General features: G+C 56.9%; 17 protein-coding genes. 13 read left to right on the top strand and 4 right to left on the bottom strand.

All coding sequences use genetic code 11. The features are described 5' to 3' along the window. The first annotated feature begins 48 nt into the window (after positions 1–48). Positions 49–528: an NYN domain-containing protein gene (locus IE038_RS07090; protein WP_099775881.1), complete on the top strand. Its 480-nt coding sequence runs from the start codon at positions 49–51 to the stop codon at positions 526–528. 19 nt (positions 529–547) lie between these two features. Continuing rightward, entirely contained in the window at positions 548–1,153 is a 606-nt protein-coding gene (locus tag IE038_RS07085; RefSeq protein ID WP_163933096.1) for a 3'-5' exonuclease, read from the top strand. On the opposite strand, the gene IE038_RS07080 is transcribed toward IE038_RS07085, so the two are convergent. Further along, complete coding sequence (locus tag IE038_RS07080) at positions 1,150–1,608, bottom strand: Lrp/AsnC family transcriptional regulator (protein ID WP_163933099.1); 459 nt, start codon at positions 1,606–1,608, stop codon at positions 1,150–1,152. The genes IE038_RS07085 and IE038_RS07080 overlap by 4 nt on opposite strands. A gap of 148 nt (positions 1,609–1,756) precedes the next feature. On the opposite strand from IE038_RS07080, the gene yedA reads away from it, so the two are divergent. Together yedA and rhlE1 are read left to right on the top strand one after the other, a co-directional pair. Continuing rightward, positions 1,757–2,689, top strand: a complete 933-nt coding sequence (yedA, locus tag IE038_RS07075; protein WP_189395386.1) for a drug/metabolite exporter YedA — start codon at positions 1,757–1,759, stop codon at positions 2,687–2,689. 99 nt (positions 2,690–2,788) lie between these two features. Next, positions 2,789–4,120 (top strand): RNA helicase RhlE1, encoded by a 1,332-nt coding sequence (gene rhlE1 / locus IE038_RS07070; protein WP_189395385.1) that lies wholly within the window; start codon positions 2,789–2,791, stop codon positions 4,118–4,120. 49 nt (positions 4,121–4,169) lie between these two features. On the opposite strand, the gene IE038_RS07065 is transcribed toward rhlE1, so the two are convergent. Then, complete coding sequence (locus IE038_RS07065) at positions 4,170–5,441, bottom strand: TIGR03862 family flavoprotein (protein WP_189395384.1); 1,272 nt, start codon at positions 5,439–5,441, stop codon at positions 4,170–4,172. 116 nt (positions 5,442–5,557) lie between these two features. Continuing rightward, entirely contained in the window at positions 5,558–6,469 is a 912-nt protein-coding gene (locus IE038_RS07060; RefSeq protein WP_163933102.1) for a histone deacetylase family protein, read from the bottom strand. Between the two features lie 96 nt (positions 6,470–6,565). Here IE038_RS07060 and IE038_RS07055 point away from each other — a divergent pair, with 96 nt between their 5' ends. The 7 genes from IE038_RS07055 to IE038_RS07025 all read left to right on the top strand — a co-directional run bounded on the left by IE038_RS07055 (position 6,566) and on the right by IE038_RS07025 (position 14,284). Continuing rightward, positions 6,566–7,135, top strand: a complete 570-nt coding sequence (locus tag IE038_RS07055) for a GNAT family N-acetyltransferase (RefSeq protein WP_163933105.1) — start codon at positions 6,566–6,568, stop codon at positions 7,133–7,135. A 75-nt stretch (positions 7,136–7,210) separates the two neighbouring features. Then, positions 7,211–8,080: an acyl-CoA thioesterase II gene (gene tesB / locus IE038_RS07050; RefSeq protein ID WP_189395383.1), complete on the top strand. Its 870-nt coding sequence runs from the start codon at positions 7,211–7,213 to the stop codon at positions 8,078–8,080. Beyond that, positions 8,077–8,676 (top strand): HAD family hydrolase, encoded by a 600-nt coding sequence (locus tag IE038_RS07045; protein WP_189395382.1) that lies wholly within the window; start codon positions 8,077–8,079, stop codon positions 8,674–8,676. The genes tesB and IE038_RS07045 overlap by 4 nt, the downstream gene beginning before the upstream one ends. Before the next feature lie 317 nt (positions 8,677–8,993). Next, positions 8,994–10,250, top strand: coding sequence for an aromatic amino acid transport family protein (locus tag IE038_RS07040; protein WP_189395381.1), 1,257 nt, complete (start codon positions 8,994–8,996; stop codon positions 10,248–10,250). 414 nt (positions 10,251–10,664) lie between these two features. Next, complete coding sequence (locus IE038_RS07035; RefSeq protein ID WP_189395380.1) at positions 10,665–12,221, top strand: methyl-accepting chemotaxis protein; 1,557 nt, start codon at positions 10,665–10,667, stop codon at positions 12,219–12,221. Between the two features lie 236 nt (positions 12,222–12,457). Continuing rightward, positions 12,458–13,342, top strand: a complete 885-nt coding sequence (locus IE038_RS07030) for a helix-turn-helix domain-containing protein (protein ID WP_189395379.1) — start codon at positions 12,458–12,460, stop codon at positions 13,340–13,342. A gap of 789 nt (positions 13,343–14,131) precedes the next feature. Beyond that, on the top strand, positions 14,132–14,284 hold the full coding sequence (locus tag IE038_RS07025; RefSeq protein ID WP_189395378.1) for a hypothetical protein: 153 nt from the start codon (positions 14,132–14,134) through the stop codon (positions 14,282–14,284). Between the two features lie 159 nt (positions 14,285–14,443). On the opposite strand, the gene IE038_RS07020 is transcribed toward IE038_RS07025, so the two are convergent. After that, entirely contained in the window at positions 14,444–15,292 is an 849-nt protein-coding gene (locus tag IE038_RS07020; RefSeq protein ID WP_229775636.1) for a hypothetical protein, read from the bottom strand. A gap of 503 nt (positions 15,293–15,795) precedes the next feature. Here IE038_RS07020 and IE038_RS07015 point away from each other — a divergent pair. Both IE038_RS07015 and IE038_RS07010 read left to right on the top strand, forming a co-directional pair. Beyond that, on the top strand, positions 15,796–15,996 hold the full coding sequence (locus tag IE038_RS07015; protein ID WP_189395377.1) for an AlpA family transcriptional regulator: 201 nt from the start codon (positions 15,796–15,798) through the stop codon (positions 15,994–15,996). 380 nt (positions 15,997–16,376) lie between these two features. Continuing rightward, on the top strand, positions 16,377–16,973 hold the full coding sequence (locus IE038_RS07010; RefSeq protein ID WP_229775635.1) for an inovirus Gp2 family protein: 597 nt from the start codon (positions 16,377–16,379) through the stop codon (positions 16,971–16,973). Positions 16,974–17,378 lie beyond the last annotated feature (405 nt).

The raw sequence follows: 17,378 nt of genomic DNA, 5'->3' as shown, positions 1-17,378 counted from the left end.
TAACGGCTGACACGGTCAGCCAGTCCCTGGGCGTGATGAGGAAGTACGGTGAAGAAAATCGCAGTGTTCGCCGATGTGCAGAACCTCTACTACACCGTGCGTCAGGCCTATGGTTGTCACTTCAACTACGCCGCGTTCTGGGCTGATGTCAGCCAGCATGGGCAGATCGTCGAGGCTGTTGCCTATGCCATCGACCGTGGTGACAGCAAGCAACAGCAATTTCAGCAGATCCTGCGCAACCTTGGTTTCACCGTCAAACTCAAGCCTTACATCCAGCGCAGCGATGGCTCGGCCAAGGGTGACTGGGATGTGGGCATCACCCTGGACGTGATGGATGCCGCCGCACGGGTTGATGAAGTGGTACTCGCTTCGGGCGATGGTGACTTCGATCTGCTGCTTGAACGCATCATCAGCCGTCATGGGGTCGAGGCGGTCGCCTATGGTGTGCCGGGGCTCACCGCCAATTCACTGATCCGCGCCGCCAGTCGCTACGTGCCCATCGAAGGCGAGTTGCTGCTCAAGCATTGAGTTCAAACCAGAGGTTCTTGTGGAACGTATTGCCGTCATCGACTTTGAAACCACCGGTATTTCCCCAGGCCCTGGCTGCCGTGCCACCGAGGTGGCCGTGGTGATGCTTGAGGACGGACGCATTGTCGAGCGTTACCAGAGCCTGATGAATGCCGGGCTTGCGGTGCCTGCCTTTGTCGCGGGGCTGACCGGTATCACCACTGCCATGCTGCGCAGTGCACCGCCGGTCGCCAAGGTCATGAACGAGGTCGCTGAGTTTGTGGGCGACACACCGTTGCTGGCACACAACGCTGCCTTCGACCAGAAGTTCTGGGATTACGAACTGGCACAGATCAACCGTCAGCGTACCCAGCCTTTTGCGTGCTCGATGCTGCTGTCCCGGCGCCTGCTGCCCGCCGCGCCGAACCACAAGCTTGGCACCCTGACCCGTTGGGCAGGCTTGCCAGACACGGGCACCGCTCACCGGGCCATGGCCGACGCCGAAATGGCCGCTAACCTGGCCCAGCACCTGGCCGATGAACTGCGCTTGCGCCACGGTGTCAGTGCGGTTTCCCACCCTTTGTTCTGCAGCCTGCAGAAAGTGCCTGCGGCGAAGATTGCCGAAACGCTCAAGCGTTATCGCTAGGTTTTTTTCGCCGGGTTATCCAGTTGCCCCAAGGGCACGCGCCGTTCGACTGCGCTTGAGAGAATGATCGAGGTCTTGCTGAAGCCGAACTGAGCAACCTGATTGATCAGGTCTTCCAGTTCCGGCATTGAGCCGACAGCGGCCTGCATGATCACGCAGGGGTCGCCCGTGACCCGGTGGCACTCGGTGAGCTGGGGGATCTGTGTCAGCGCCTCGTACGCCTGTTGATTGCCGTGGCTGGCCAGGCGCAGTTCGATCACACACTGGATGGGCAGGCCGATCTTGCTCATGTCGACCTTGGCTTGATAGCCGGTTATTACCCCGCTGGCTTCCAGTTTGGCCACCCGCTCGGCGACTGCCGGTGCCGACAGATTGACCGTGCGGGCCAGTTGAGCGAAGGACGCGCGGCCATTTTCGAGCAGCGCGGCGAGGAGCATCCGATCGTATTTATCCATTGTGCGAGAGGTCTTTTGAAAAGAAGGTAATGGGCGGCAACAACCTTTGTTTTGAAACTGTTACGGCACTATAAACAGGTTTTGTGGCTTAAGTTTAGTTGGGCTGCTTTCTAAACTAACCCCTCAATTACTCGATTTCGAGCCTGCCATGCCTGCCTCTCGTCGCTTTCCGCTGTTGTTGATCGGTGCCTTCCTCGCGTTGTATCTGGTCTGGGGTTCTACCTATCTGGTGATCCGCATTGGTGTGGAGTCCTGGCCGCCGCTGATGATGGCTGGCGTGCGCTTCATGATCGCCGGTACGTTGCTTTATGCCTTTCTGCGCTGGCGCGGGGTGCCCGCACCGACGTGGCCACAATGGCGCGCGGCGGGGGTGATTGGGGTTTTGCTGCTCAGTTGCGGCAACGGTGGGGTCACGGTCGCCGAGCATGCCGGGGTCGCCTCCGGTGTTGCGGCCTTGGCGGTCGCGACCGTGCCGTTGTTCACACTGTTGTTCGGCCTGTTGTGGGGGCAGCGCAACACACGTCTGGAGTGGGCAGGCATTCTCCTCGGGTTGCTCGGTATCGGTTTGCTCAACCTGGGCTCGAACCTTCAGGCGAGCCCGCTGGGTGCCGCCCTGATTCTGTTTGCGGCAGCCTCTTGGGCATTTGGTTCCGTATGGAGCAAAAGCCTGCCACTGCCTCAGGGGCCGATGGCCAGCGCGGCGGAAATGCTGGTGGGCGGTTTGGTGCTGTTGTTGGGTAGCGCACTCAGTGGTGAGCGTATGACGCAGATGCCAACTGCAGCGGGTTGGGGGGCATTGGCCTATCTGGTGTTTTTCGGCTCGATCCTGGCCTTTAGCGCGTATATGTATTTGCTCAAGCATGTGCGCCCTGCAGCGGCCACCAGCTACGCCTACGTCAACCCGGGAGTGGCGGTGCTGCTGGGCATCGTGTTTGCGGGCGAGCAGATTGGCTTCGAGGAGTGCCTGGCCATGGCGGTGATCATTGGTGCCGTCGTGCTGATTGGTGTTCCACAATGGCGTAAGCCGAGTGTCAGCAGCGTTCCGGCGGTCGAGGCGGGCAAGGAAGCATTTTCCAAGTAAAGGGCGGCGTTGTGGCAGTTTTGATAACGGCGTGCTGCATGCCGGGGCGTCGAACAAGGTAAACTGCCGCCATTGCTGAATTCCCCTGACGGTATTGCCATGACATTCGCCAAACTTGGCCTGATTGAACCTTTGCTGCGCGCGCTCGAGCGCCTCGACTACCACTCGCCGACGCCGATTCAGGCGCAAGCCATCCCGGCAGTGCTGGCCGGGCGTGACCTGATGGCCGCCGCCCAGACCGGTACCGGCAAAACGGCCGGGTTCGCCTTGCCGCTGCTGCAGCGTCTGACCATGGAAGGTGCCAAGGTTGCCAGCAACTCGGTGCGTGCGCTGGTGCTGGTGCCGACCCGTGAACTGGCCGAGCAGGTTCACCGCAATATCCAGGACTATGCCGAACACCTGCCGCTCAGCACCTATGCGGTGTATGGCGGGGTGAGCATCAACCCGCAGATGATGAAGCTGCGCAAAGGCGTCGACCTGCTGGTCGCAACGCCCGGACGCCTGTTGGACCTGTTCCGGCAGAATGCTCTGAAGTTCAATCAGCTTCAGGCGCTGGTGCTGGATGAGGCCGATCGCATGCTTGATCTGGGCTTTTCCGAGGAGCTGCGGGCCATTTATGCCGTGCTGCCTAACCGTCGCCAGACCCTGCTGTTCTCGGCCACGTTCTCTGACGAGATTCGCCTGCTGGGCGGGCAGATGCTCAATGAACCGCTGAGCATCGAAGTCAGTCCGCGTAACGTTGCGGCAAGCACGGTCAAACAGTGGATTGTCCCGGTGGACAAGAAGCGCAAGCCGGAACTGTTCAGCCACCTGATGCGCAAGCAGCGCTGGAAGCAGGTGCTGGTGTTTGCCAAGACCCGCAATGGTGTCGATCAACTGGTCGAGCGTTTGCGCGGTCAGGGTGTGAATGCCGACGGTATTCATGGTGATCGTCCACAAGCGACACGCCAGCGGGCACTGGACAGCTTCAAGGCCAACGAGATCCAGATCCTGGTGGCGACAGATGTGGCGGCCCGTGGCCTGGATATCGACGACCTGCCGCTGGTAGTGAACTTCGACCTGCCGATCGTGGCTGAAGATTACATTCACCGTATTGGCCGCACCGGTCGTGCGGGCAACACCGGTGAAGCGATCTCGCTGGTGTGCGCTGATGAGGTGCAACTGCTCTCGGCTATTGAAACCCTGACCCGCAAGACCCTGCCGCGTCATGAAGAGCCGGATTTTGTGCCAGAGCACCGGGTGCCGGTGACCGACGCCAGCGGGCAGATCCTGAAAAAGCCGAAGAAACCGAAAAAGCCGAAGGAGGGTGGTTCCAAACGCAGCCTCGGTCGTTGGCTGGACAGCGGTGAAACGCCTGCAGCAACCCCACAGGCCAAGCCTGTGCGCAAGGTGCCGACCTTCAACACCGGTCCGCGCAAGCGCAAGCCGTAATCGCGCGGTATGCGTGGGCGTCGACCCTGTCGGCGCCTACGCGTTTGGTTTATGAGTGTTTCAACCACTCCAGCATACCCAGCCCCGCCCGACGCCCACTGGCGAAGCACGCGGTGAGCAGATAGCCACCGGTGGGCGCTTCCCAGTCCAGCATTTCCCCCGCGCAGAACACCCCAGGCAACTGGCGCAGCATCAAGTGTTCGTTCAGCGCTTCAAAGGTCACTCCACCGGCACTGCTGATGGCTTCGTCCAGTGGGCGAGGGCGCACCAGCGTGACTGGCAGCGCTTTGATCGCACGCGCCAGTCGCAGCGGGTCGGCAAAGGACGCCTGGTCGGTCAGCTCGCGCAACAGCGCAGCCTTGACCCCGTCCAGGCCCAGTTGGCTGTGAAGGTGCTTGGCCACTGAGCGTGATCCACGAGGCTTTGCCAATGCGGCAGCAACGTTATCCACAGGCTTGTTGGGCAACAGGTCCAGCAGCAGTGTGGCCTGACCGTCACGGTTGATGGTCTCGCGGATCTGCGCCGACAAGGCATAGACCAGGCTGCCCTCAAGGCCGAGCTCGGTGACCACGCACTCGCCCAGGCGCGGTGTTTGCCCAGGCAGGCTCATGGCAATGTTTTTCAGGGGCGCACCGGCAAACTTCTCTTTCAACAGTGCGCTCCAGGCCTCGACCTCAAAGCCGCTATTGGCCGCCTGTAGCGGCACCGTTTCGATGCCGTGTGCCTTCAGCCAGGGCAGCCATGCACCGTCTGACCCGAGCCGTGCCCAACTGCCGCCCCCGAGTGCCAGCAGCACAGCATCCGGTTTGAGCGAGAGCTCGCCCTGTGGATAAGCAATGCGCAAGGTGCCTTCGCTCGTCCAGCCGAGCCAGCGGTGACGGGTGTGGATAACCACACCGCTGTCGCGTAAGCGCTTGAGCCAGGCGCGTAGCAGGGGGGCGGCTTTCATGTCGCGGGGGAACACCCGGCCGGAGCTGCCGATGAAGGTCTCGATGCCCAGGCCGTGAATCCACTGACGCAGGGCGTCTGCATCAAAGTCGTCGAGCAGCGCCTTGATCTCGTCGGCACGTTCGGCGTAGCGCGAGACAAAAGCCGGGTAGGCTTCTGAATGGGTAATGTTCATGCCGCCGACGCCGGCCAGCAGGAATTTGCGACCCACCGAGGGCATGGCGTCGTAAAGGTCGACTGCAATCCCGGCCTGGCCAAGCACATCGGCGGCCATCAGCCCTGCCGGGCCGCCCCCAATGATGGCGACGTGTGGGCGATGCGGGTGCGGAGTCTCGGTCATGGTGGGCTGCAAGCGATTGAAAAGAGTCGGCATTCTACCTGAGGCGGGGGCCGGGAAACACTGTACAAAAAATGATCGGTATTCTGCAGGCCACGCCGATCAAGGGCTGGACCGGCTTTCACTCAGGTTATCCACAGGCGGCTCCACAGTCATTGTGGGTAAAGTACCCGGTGTGCGCTGTGGTGCAGGATACCGTGGCGCCGGGCCAGGGCCTGACGATCCTTGCTGTAGCCGCCACCAATCAGGCCAACGACCGGGATGTCCCGTCCCAGGCAATGGCGCAGTACGCATTCATCACGTGCGGCAACCCCGGCGTCGGTCAGTTGCAGGTAACCCAGTGCATCGTCCTTGTGAACATCGACCCCCGCGTCATACAGCACCAGGTCGGGCTGGTAGAGCGGCAGCAGGTAGTTCAGTGCATCTTCGACCACCCTCAGGTAGTCCGTATCACCCATGCCCCGTGGCAGCGGAATGTCCCAATCGCTCTGCGCCTTGCGCGCCGGGAAATTCTGCTCGCAGTGCAGTGAGACGGTGATGGCGTCCGGTGTGTCGTGAAGAATGCGCGCAGTGCCGTCGCCCTGGTGAACATCGCAATCGAAGATCAGGACCCGATGTACGCGGCCGGCTTCCAGCAGGTAACGGCTGATCACGGCCAGGTCGTTGAAAATGCAGAATCCGGCAGGATGGTCATAATGAGCATGATGGGTACCCCCCGCCAGGTGGCAGGCAATACCGTGCTTGAGTGCCTGCTCGGCAGCCAGCAATGAGCCGCCAACGGCTCGCACGGTACGACGTGCAAGTGCTTCGCTCCACGGCAGGCCAAGGCGGCGCTGGTCCTCTCGAGAGAGTGCGCCGTCCATGTAGCGCGCGATGTAGTCGCGATCATGGGCCAGTGCGAGAATCTCGTTCGGGCACAGTTCGGGGCGCAGCAGCGCGTGATCGGTGGTGAGCCCGCTGTCGATCAGGTGGTCGCGCAACAGACGGAACTTGTCCATCGGAAAACGGTGCTCGGCGGGAAAGTCCGGGCTGTAGTCGTCATGGTAAATCAGGGGTAGGGGCATGGCAGCTTCGCGGCGAGATCAGGCCTTGATCTTGCCAGTTGCGGGGGCTGCGGTGCCAGCGTTGTACAGGCAAAGCGGTAGAGAGAGGATTAGGCCATGACCCCGATACTGGAGTTGGAAAGCGCACGGCTGGTGTTGCGCCAGTGGCAGGATGACGACCTGCGCGAGTTTGCTGCGATGTGTGCCGACCCTCAGGTGATGCGTTACTTCCCGGCGCCACTGACACGTCTGGAAAGCGCTGCGTTGATCGGGCGCTTGCGTGGGCATTTTGCTGAGTACGGTTTTGGTTTATGGGCACTGGAACGCAAGGACAGTGGTGCGTTCATCGGCATGACCGGCTTGCTCACGGTCAACTTCAATGCCGCATTCGCCCCCGCCGTGGAAATCGGCTGGAGGTTGGCACGGCGTCATTGGGGGTTAGGTTTTGCCAGCGAGGCAGCATGGACCTGCCTGCGCTGCGCGTTTGCACAGTTGAGCCTGGAGCAGGTCGTGTCGTTTACCAGCGAAAGCAACCTGCCGTCCCAGAAAGTCATGCAGGCCATCGGCATGCAACAGGACCCTGGCAGCAGCTTCGAGCACCCGAGAATTCCACCGGGGCATCCTCTTCGCCCACATGTTTTGTACCGGATCAATCGGACGCAATGGCAAGCGACCTTGCGCGGGTGAATTACCGAACATAACGGCCAGCAATGACAAACCCTGTATCATTTGATCACTGGGCATTGCTTTGGAGAATCTCGAATGAGCCACGTGTTGGACGATCTGGTCGACCTGTTGAGTCTGGAAGCGATCGAGGAAAACCTGTTTCGTGGGCGTAGCCAAGACCTCGGCTTTCGTCAGTTGTATGGTGGCCAGGTACTCGGCCAGTCGCTTTCTGCTGCCACCCAGACCGTTGAAGAAGCACGCCATGTGCACTCGCTGCACGGTTACTTTCTGCGCCCAGGCGATGCGTCGATGCCGGTGGTGTACTCGGTAGACCGTGTGCGGGATGGCGGCAGTTTCAGCACCCGGCGGGTAACGGCGATCCAGAAAGGGCAGCCGATCTTCACCTGCAGCGCGTCATTCCAGTACGACGAAGAAGGCTTTGAGCATCAGGCGCAGATGCCGGACGTGGTCGGCCCGGAAAACCTCCCGTCGGAAGTGGAAATTGCCGAAAGTATGGCCGAGCATATACCAGAGCAACTGCGCGAAAAGCTGCTCTGCGCCAAGCCGATCGAAGTGCGCCCGGTGACCGAGAAAGACCCGTTCAACCCGCAGCCGGGTGACCCGATCAAGTACGCCTGGTTCCGTGCTGACGGCAATTTGGCGGACTCGCCGGCATTGCACAAATACATCCTTGCCTATGCCTCGGACTTCGGCCTGCTGACCACCTCGTTGATGCCGCATGGCAAATCGGTCTGGCACAAGGACATGCAACTGGCCAGTCTCGATCACGCCTTGTGGTTCCACGGCAACCTGCGCGCCGATGACTGGTTGCTGTACGCAATGGACAGCCCTTGGGCTGGCAATGCCCGTGGTTTCTCTCGCGGCAATATTTTCAACCGGGCCGGGCAACTGGTGGCATCGTCCTGTCAGGAAGGGCTGATTCGCCATCGCAAGGACTGGGCATGAACCTGCACCACATTCGTCATTGGGTGTTTGACATGGACGGCACCCTGACGGTCGCCGTGCACGACTTTGCGGCCATCCGCGAAGCACTGGAGATTCCCGCCGAAGACGACATCCTGACCCATTTGGCGGCCCTTCCGGCAGAAGAGGCCGCTGCCAAGCATGCCTGGTTGCTGGAACACGAGCGTGACCTGGCGATTGCATCGCGTCCTGCCGAGGGCGCGGTGGAACTGGTGCGTGAACTGGTCGCGCGTGACTGCCAGCTTGGCATCCTCACCCGTAATGCCCGTGAGCTGGCGCATGTCACGCTGGAGGCCATTGGCCTTGCGGATTGTTTCCCGGTACAGAGCATCCTGGGCCGTGACGAAGCACCACCCAAGCCGCATCCGGGAGGATTGCTCAAGCTGGCCGAAGCCTGGGATGTCTCGCCGAACGAGATGGTGATGGTCGGCGACTACCGCTTTGACCTCGACTGTGGTCGTGCGGCGGGCACCCGTACCATTCTGGTCAACCTGCCGGACAATCCCTGGCCAACGCTGACGGATTGGCACGCGGCGGATTGCCGGGCTTTGCATGCCCTGCTGCGTGCTGGTCTTTAGGTACAACGCGTCCGTTGTATCGGCAAAAAACCATCTGATCTCCTGCGTTTTCCCCCTCGCGTCTGCAGCGCTCGTCTCGCCCGGCATGGATCGGGCGAAACGGGTCGCCCTTCAATGAAACCGCTCTATATCAAGTGTTACAGGCCGTGTCTGTGCATCGCGTTTCGCCCTGTCTGGGGGTTATTTCAAACACCGTGTGTGATATTTTGCGCGCCGCTCTGGAAATCAAGACACGGAAGTCGTCTCACAAAGGCGGGTTCTGTGACGCATCAATTCAGGTGCATCCCGTAACAAATACGTAGTGAGTGTGATTGATCATGAGTACACCCCCTAACGCCGCCGCACGAGGCGCGGACCACGCCGAGGCAACTGAGTCCTCAGGCCTGGAGGTCAAACGGCTGACCTTCGTCGAGGCTGTGGCAATGATCGTGGGTACCAACATCGGTGCCGGTGTGTTGTCCATGGCCTATGCCAGTCGCAAGGCCGGCTACATGCCGCTGCTGCTGTGGTTGGCCGTGGCAGGTATATTTACCACCATCTCCATGCTGTATGTCTCGGAAACGGCCCTGCGTACCCGCAGCCATCACCAGCTCAGCGGTCTGGCTCAGCGCTATGTCGGTTCGTTCGGGGCTTGGGCAATCTTTCTGTCGGTAGCGGTCAACAGTATTGGCGCATTGATCGCCTACATGAGCGGCAGCGGCAAGATTCTTAGCCAGTTCTTCGGTATCAGCCCGGCGCTGGGCAGCCTGCTGTTCTTCGCCCCTGCGGCGTTGGTGCTGTACCTGGGCTTGAAAGCCATTGGCAAGGGTGAAAAGTTCATCAGTATCGGCATGGTCTCCATGACCCTGGTGCTGGTCGTCGCAACGCTTGTTCATGAGAACACGAACTTCGCCAACCTGCTTGAAGGCGACTGGGTCTATATGATTCCAGTGTTCAACATCGCGGTCTTCTGCTTCTCGGCCCAGTACGTCGTGCCGGAAATGGCCCGTGGTTTCAGTCACGCCCCCAAACGTCTGCCGGTGGCTGTCATTACCGGCATGGTGATTACCTTTGTGCTGCTGGCCATTGTGCCGATGTCGGTCATCTCGCTGAACGGTCTGGAGAATCAGACGGAAGTGGCGACCCTGGCCTGGGGGCAGGCATTGGGGCAGTGGGCTTTCTATACCGCCAACACGTTTGCCCTGTGCGCGATGATGACGTCCTACTGGGGCCTTGGCGGTAGTTTCCTGACCAACATCTTCGACAAGTTCCCGAAACTGGGCTCAGAGAGTCATCCGAAGAACCGTCTGATCGTGTTGGCCATCGTCTGTGTACCGCCGTTCCTGCTGGCCTATAGCGGTATGGTGGGTTTTGTCAGCGCGTTGTACTTTGCCGGGGTGTTCAGTGGCGTGATCCTGTCGATCATGCCGATCCTGATGCTGCGCTCGGCACGCAAGTACGGTGACATCGAGCCCGCCTGGAAGTGCGGCTGGATCGCTCACCCTGTGCTGCAGTGCATGGTGGTGGTGCTGTACCTGTGCAGCATGCTCTATGCGATTTCCAGCGCGTTGGGCTGGTTGCCATCCGGCTGGTAAGCACTTATGGAAACAACAAAGCCCGCTTCGTGCGGGCTTTGTTGTTTCTGGCCTCAAGGGCTGCGTGACTGTTGATGAAAGGTTTCATCAGGTGGCAGCAAGCGTGACATGATTTTTGTCTCGACGGACATTCGACCAAAGCATCGCCCCTGCGGTTTGGCCTTCCAGTTCCTTGCCAAGCGCTGTTTGAGTCGTCGCTGATGATCTGCAAAAAGCCCCGGACAGCTTGGCCTGCAGGGCATCAGGCGTGAATTGACGCGCGTCATGGCGCTTGATAAAAAATCAGACGAGCGGTCTATTCTGCGGGTGCTGGCCGTTCTAGGCGGTTTGTTTGGGGTTAAGCAACAAGGCTCATGGCCGATAGTCAGGGCACTACCTTTTCATTGTGCACCTGCATTTCTGCCTGGAGTCTTTATGTTCGGCTGGATCAGCAACATCCGTGTCAGCGCCAAACTGGGTTGGGGTTTTGGCCTGGTGTTGGGGCTTACGTTGTTACTGGCTATCACGGGGTGGTATGCGCTCAACACCCTTACCGAGCGTGGCGTGAAGATCGAAAAGATCGCACTGGTCAGTGACTACACCAAAGACCTGCGTATTCAGCGTTTACGCATGGGCGCCAACCTTCAAGCAGAGAGCTTGAGCCCCTTGCAGCAGATCCTGGATAAATTGGCGGCTCATCTGGGAAGCATCGAACATCATTTCGAAGCGCCTGCCGACCTCGATCTGATCCGCCAACAACGCCAGGCGGTCACTGAGTACAGCCAGATCCTGCAGGTGCTCGGTCAGCCCAACGCGGATACCGCATCCTTGTTCAAGCACATGGCGCAGTTGGGGGATGTGCTTATCGACACCACGCAACAGTTGATCCAGTCGCAAAATGCCAAGCGTGATAGCGATGCAGCCTCTGCTAAGGCCCTGCTGAGTGTTGTCACCGTACTGGCACTGCTGTTTGGCGTCCTGGCGGCCTGGATCATTACTCGGCAGATCGTCAACCCGCTGCAGCATACCCTTCAGGTGGTGGAACGCATTGCTCATGGCGATCTGAGTCAGGATGTGCAGGTCAATCGACGGGACGAATTGGGCCAGCTGCAATCCCGCCTTCAGCAGATGACCCTCAACTTGCGTGAGTTGATCGATGGCATTCGCACCAGTGTGAGTCGGGCGACCAGCGCTGCTGAAGAGCTGTCGGCGGTGACTGAGCAAACCAGTGCCGGGGTAAACAGCCAAAAGGCCGAGACCGACCACGTTGCCACCGCCATGAACGAAATGACCGCTACCGTGCAGGATGTTGCACGTAACGCCGAAGAGGCCTCTGAAGCGGCCTCTATGGCCGATCAGCAAGCCAGCGAGGGTGAGCGCGTGGTCGGTGAGGCCATCGATCAAATCGAACGCCTCGCCCAGGAAGTGGGGCACTCGGCAGACGCGGTGGGCCATCTGAAGGAGCAAAGCGACAAGATCGGCGGCGTGCTGGACGTGATCAAGGCCGTGGCCCAGCAAACCAACCTGCTGGCGCTGAACGCAGCGATTGAAGCAGCCCGCGCCGGTGAAGCCGGACGTGGTTTCGCTGTCGTGGCCGATGAAGTCCGCCACCTGGCCTTGCGCACCCAGCAGTCCACTGAGGAAATCGAGTCGCTGGTTGCTGGCGTTCAAAGCAGCACCCAGGCGGTTGCCGTGAGCATGGACAGCAGCCGGCAGATGAGTGAAAGCAGTGTTGAATTTACTCGGCGCGCAGTCACTGCGCTGGAGAACATTACCCGCACAGTCTCCACCATCCAGCTGATGAACCAGCAGATTGCCACCGCTTCGGAGCAGCAAAGCGCGGTGGCTGAAGAGATCAACCGCAGTGTGATCAATGTGCGTGACATCTCCGACCAGACGGCGAGCGCCTGTGAAGAGACCGCCTCTTCGAGCATCGAACTGGCACGGCTCGGCCATGAACTGGAAGTGCTGGTGGGGCGCTTCAAAGTCTGACCCCAGACAAACGCAGCCCCTGTCGACACCAAAAGGCACTTGCGATCATCGCCAAGTGCCTTTTTTATGTGGAACGCTCGACCGGGTGCACCCCAAAAATGCCCCGTTTAACCCTCAGCGCAGTCGCGTGTCCTAACCTTGCGCCTTTTTTTTCGCGCTGCTAGGGTGCTCCAACAATAATGAAAGGTGGCCGTGCTCCTACAGATTCTGGTGGGAATGCACGCAAGGAGCACCGTATGCAGATTCAACTCCACGACACGGTGAATGTGGACCAGCAACTGGTTATTGCCGGTTGGCAGGAGCACTACCAACAAATGTCGCCGGGGTGTTTCCGGGGCACCGTTGTGCACATGGAATTGAACGGTATTGATGTGTACGAAGAACGCATGAATACGCGCATAGAACAGCACTTTCATGCGCCTGCGGATTCATTGGTCTTCAGCTTCGATACGCGTGACGGTTCACTGTATCTGTTGAATGAAGACACTCAAAATACCTGGGTCACGCCGGAAAACTACAACGAAGTCGGCGTAGTGATTGGTCCTCAGTATTTAAAGCAACTCAACACCCTGAACCTGAGCCAGCTTGATGGTTTGTTTCTGACGCCGTTGGTTTCCCAACAGAGTCAGGTCTTTGGGCGCTGGTTGAGCCGTACCCTACAGCAGCTCGCAGTGACGCACTCGTCGATTCCTGAAGAGGGATTGGCGCAACAATTGATCGATGATTGCCTGTACATCCTCGATTGCCCGAGTCATACGCCAGATCGCGCGAGTCAAAAACACCTGGCCCACGACCGCCACCTGGTCCAGCGGGTTTTCGACCTGGTCATGGCCAGTCCCCAAGAACATTTCAACGTACTGCAACTGGCCAACGGTGTCGGCGTGTCTGTGCGTCAGTTACAGCAGAGCTTCACTTCGTTTACCGGGGTATCGCCGAGTCAATGGCAACGCTTGCGCCGGCTGAACTTTGCCCGCCGTGATTTGCTCCGCATGAAACCGGGGGATACCAGCGTGGCAGAAGTTGCCATGCGCTGGTCATTCTGGCACCTGGGCCGATTCTCCCAGGCCTATCGCAATTTATTTGGTGAGCTGCCCAGTAGCACCGTTAGGGGCGTCAGGTGAGTGATTTGCTTGCTGTTTTTGGGGGTGGGGGTAGTGGGCGGGGTGTTTGCTGGGGGCAAAGAGCTGGCTATGCCTGGGTTGGTAAATCGTTAGGGCGCGAGTATTTGGAGTGCAGGGTCCAGAAAGTACAGAGCCTTGAGTAATTGGGGTTTTATGAGGGATTTGATGGGCTGGGGTGATCTGAACAGATATCGCAAGTTATTGATTTTAAAGTGATATTTTTTTGTTTTTTCTGCTGGAGTGCCATTTGGAATGCCGATAGGATTTGCTTGGTACCTTGGGGCGTCATGATGGGGTGCTATTGCTATGTCGTTCCTTTACCACTTACCTGGAGATCGGACTGGCTGATACGCGTAGTGAGCGGCGACAGACCAGGCCACTGATTCTTCAGGGGGCATCCGTCGCACAACAGACAGGCCGAATGGTTGGCTACAGGGCCACGGTGATCGCGTTGCGTCTGATGTTGTTCACCTCTGTTCGCACCGTAGCTCCGCAAGGCGGAGTGGAGCGAATTCGATCTGGAACGGGCCGAATAGCGAATTCCGGCTGGGCGTATGAAGATGTGAGAGCCGCACATCGTCCCGTTCTCCGGGCAGGTGGCCGAGTTGCTCCGTGAACTGAGCACCCATATAGGTGGTCGTCGGCTGTTTTTTCCGAACTATCGCAAGCCAAACGAATGCATGATCGCCACAACGCTGAACTGGGCACTTGGGCACTTGGGCACATGGGCCTCAATGGTGAGGACAGCATAAGCTTTTCAGCCATGGCTTTCGTGCGACAGCTTCGACCATGTTGAACGAAACGGGATATCGCGCAGCCGTGATCAAGCGTCAGTTGGCACATGCCAAGAGAAACAAAGCTCGTGCAAACTACAATCAGGCTGAATATATTGAAGAACGATGCGAGATGATGAAGGCGTGGGCTGACGAAATTGATGCTTAAATTATGCTGGCGGATGCTCCTGATCTATTTTTAATTCATTTCCTTTTATTGATATCGCAAGGCTGTTTACTGGATTTCTGACAGCCTTGCTCGTAATAAGGATGCTTCGGTAGGGTGTTTTTGGCGGGGAATGAATAGATCAAGTTGCTTGTGCAATGTTTAGCTGTCGATCAGTTGTTTCAGTCTTTCTGGGATGTAAATTCCTTTCTCTTCTTCCAGTTTTAGCAATATCTCTAGCACTTGAGTTCGCTTCAGGTCATGTTTGTCGGCTAGCTTGTCAAGGCGCTTAATAGCTTTGTCGGATAGGATGAAATTGTGCTGCTTTTTGCCAGTCAATTTGGCGCGGTATTTATTTTGGCTCCATCGTTTCTTGATGGAGTTAATAAGTAGTGCTTTGTCTGATGTGTTGATGAGCGGGGAGTCAAGTAAAATAATTAAATCGTCTTTCTCTTGCGGTTGGCATTGAAGATAGGTCAAGGGTGAGTGTTTGACTTTGATTATTTCCCATGCCGTATTCAATTTTTCTTTCTCGTCTGGCCCATCGAACCATTTAAATAAATCGTCTGATTTTGTATGGGTTTCCCATTCGGATCTTATTTGGTTGATGGTTACTGATTTTTGAATATTGTCTGTTTGCCATGTGTCAATTGCTGCAATGGTTAGATCTCTGTCGGCTAGGTTTTCGGGGCCGTTTGTGTAGTTTGTCCCATTTTTCTCGGTCAGCTTTCTAATTATGAAAGCGTTCTGTCTTTTGTTGTTTGTTATCCACTGAAAGCTCTGCTCGGGCAAGAGGTTGGTGCTCTTTTGGTTTTCGATTGATTGTTTTAGTCCTGGCTGGTTGATGATGACTTCCGCCATTCGATCACGCATGTCTGGGCTTCCTAATTTCCCTAAGTTTATATTTTGTAAGTTTCCCCTGATGAGAAACCATAGCCAGGTGGCAAATCGTCTGTCGGTATTAAGGCCATTAAATATTTTTTGAAGTTTATCGTTGAAACGGACTGCCATGTCTGCGGTTCGCCTGGTAGGTGGTGGAAGGATTGTAGTAAATCTCTAGTAGATCCATAGGGGAAAAATAGTCAATTTGTAGCTGTTTTTTAGCGCAATCCTATGGCTTTTCTAGAATGCAAAATCAGCTCAGGTGTCAGTACACATGGGGTTTTCATGAGGTAAAGCTTGCTGTGTGAGGGGCCTCAGTCTCCCAAGGCATTGTGAGGCTGTCGGATCCGCCTCTTGCAAGTGGAATGGACTGCGGGCGGTGTTGGCTGAGGGGGAGTGGTAGAAAGGCGCGCCTACAAATGAGGAGAGTGAGAGTCGAGTGCTCGGTCGTTTATTTACTTACATGACTCCCTTGGTTTGATTGAGTTTGTACGTCGTTATTTTTGCTGTGATTGCATGGTCGGGCTGTGGGTGCAGGATTGAAAGTTCAAGTCTGTTTTCCTGGTTGGGCTGATCACCAAGTAAAGAATTACGAGGAAGCCAGATCTGATGAGTAAAATTAGGAGCTCATCATGAAAATAATTCGACTGCAGCAGGTAATGGAAATGACGGGCCTTGGGCGCTCGACGATTTACAAGTATGTTTCCGGTAACTGGTTCCCGAAGCCGATCCCCTTGGGAGGACGGAGTGTTGGGTGGCTAGAGAGTGAGGTTAGGGAATGGATCTTGGATCGAATTGAAGAGCGCGATACGCAAGAAGCTGTTTCGGTTTGATCTTAAGTTTTTATGGTTTTTAGAGGGGGGTTGCTACGGCCAGGTTAGCTGGCCGTAGCAATTTTTTCCCAGAGTTTATTTTTGGAGTTTTGTATGGTTTTTATTGGGTGTTTTCCTGATGGATCTAGGCGTTTTTCTTGTTGAGCCTTTCGGTATTGGTAGTATGCTCTATAGTTTATCTGTCAGGTGTCATTGTGTGTGGATGTGTATTTATGATGGATATCAGGCATCCACGGATGCCTGAATGATGTGCTCAAGATGCGTCGTAAAAAAGTACTCACTGCTAGAAGTATATGAAACTAGCACTGGAGTGTTTGAAAATGCAGCGTCATCCTTAAAACCGAAATCTGATTATTCATGATGCAAGCAGCTATTTGGGAATGCCTGTTCAGGCCGATAAAGGGCCTTTTGTTCAGCAGTATCTGGAAAGACTTCACAGTACTACAGAGAGAGCTGTTCAGCAGTATTCGCGTGTTTTCGCATTTAGGGTTGATCTGAGGTTCCCTGCAGGCGTTGATCTGCCTGAAAGCCATTATACGAATCCGGTAATTGGCCGATTTGTTGAGTCGTTTAAAGCCAAGATACGGCATAATCGTCGAATGGCACGCCTGGAGAACAAGAGTACGCATGACAGTAATGTGCGGTGCGTTTGGACCAGGGAAGTGGGGCAGCATGGAAGACCTCACTGTCACATGGCCTTCCTTCTGAACTTCGACGCTTTCAATGTCCTTGGCAAATTCGAGGCCGGAAAAGACAACATGTTCAACCGTCTTGAGGGGGCATGGGCCAGTGCCCTGGGGCTACCAGTTGAAGCGGTCAGGGGACTGGTTGAGATACCGACCAACCCAACCTACTGCCTGCGTCGGAATGACCCGCAGAGTCAGGCTGACTTTTTCTACAGGACCAGCTACCTCTGCAAGGTAGCCACCAAGGTTTATGGGGATGGCCAGCATGGCTTCGGTGCGAGCCGGCTGTGACAGCCCTTTGCAATGTCTATTGTGCTGATGACCAAGAGCATCTGTACTCTCCGCGCTCAAAAGAGATTCAGGTGAAGGGAGCACGATCAGCGATCAGCGCTATCAGGCAATTCAGCAAGAGATAGAAGTCGCCCGCTACGTAGATACCGTGCTTGATCGCTACGCCCGTATCTGTTTGGTCAGGGTTGTACGAAGTCGATGACAGCCTCGGTTAGTTGCCCAAACGGCAGAAAGCGTGGAGGGCGGCTTTACCCACGCCGTCCCAATGGATAAGGTGATGCATACCGCATCATAGCAGGCCGTAGTATCCCAGGGATGGCCAATCTACAGTGTTCTCTGCGATCACGAATGCCGTTTCCAGCCCTGGACTTCGCACCTGTACTCAATTGAATTTAGTGCTTCGCG

Source organism: Pseudomonas laurentiana (assembly GCF_014648275.1).
GTDB lineage: Bacteria > Pseudomonadota > Gammaproteobacteria > Pseudomonadales > Pseudomonadaceae > Aquipseudomonas > Aquipseudomonas laurentiana.
The sequence above is the reverse complement of the archived record's forward strand: the minus strand, read 5'-3'. Positions and strand labels throughout refer to the sequence as shown.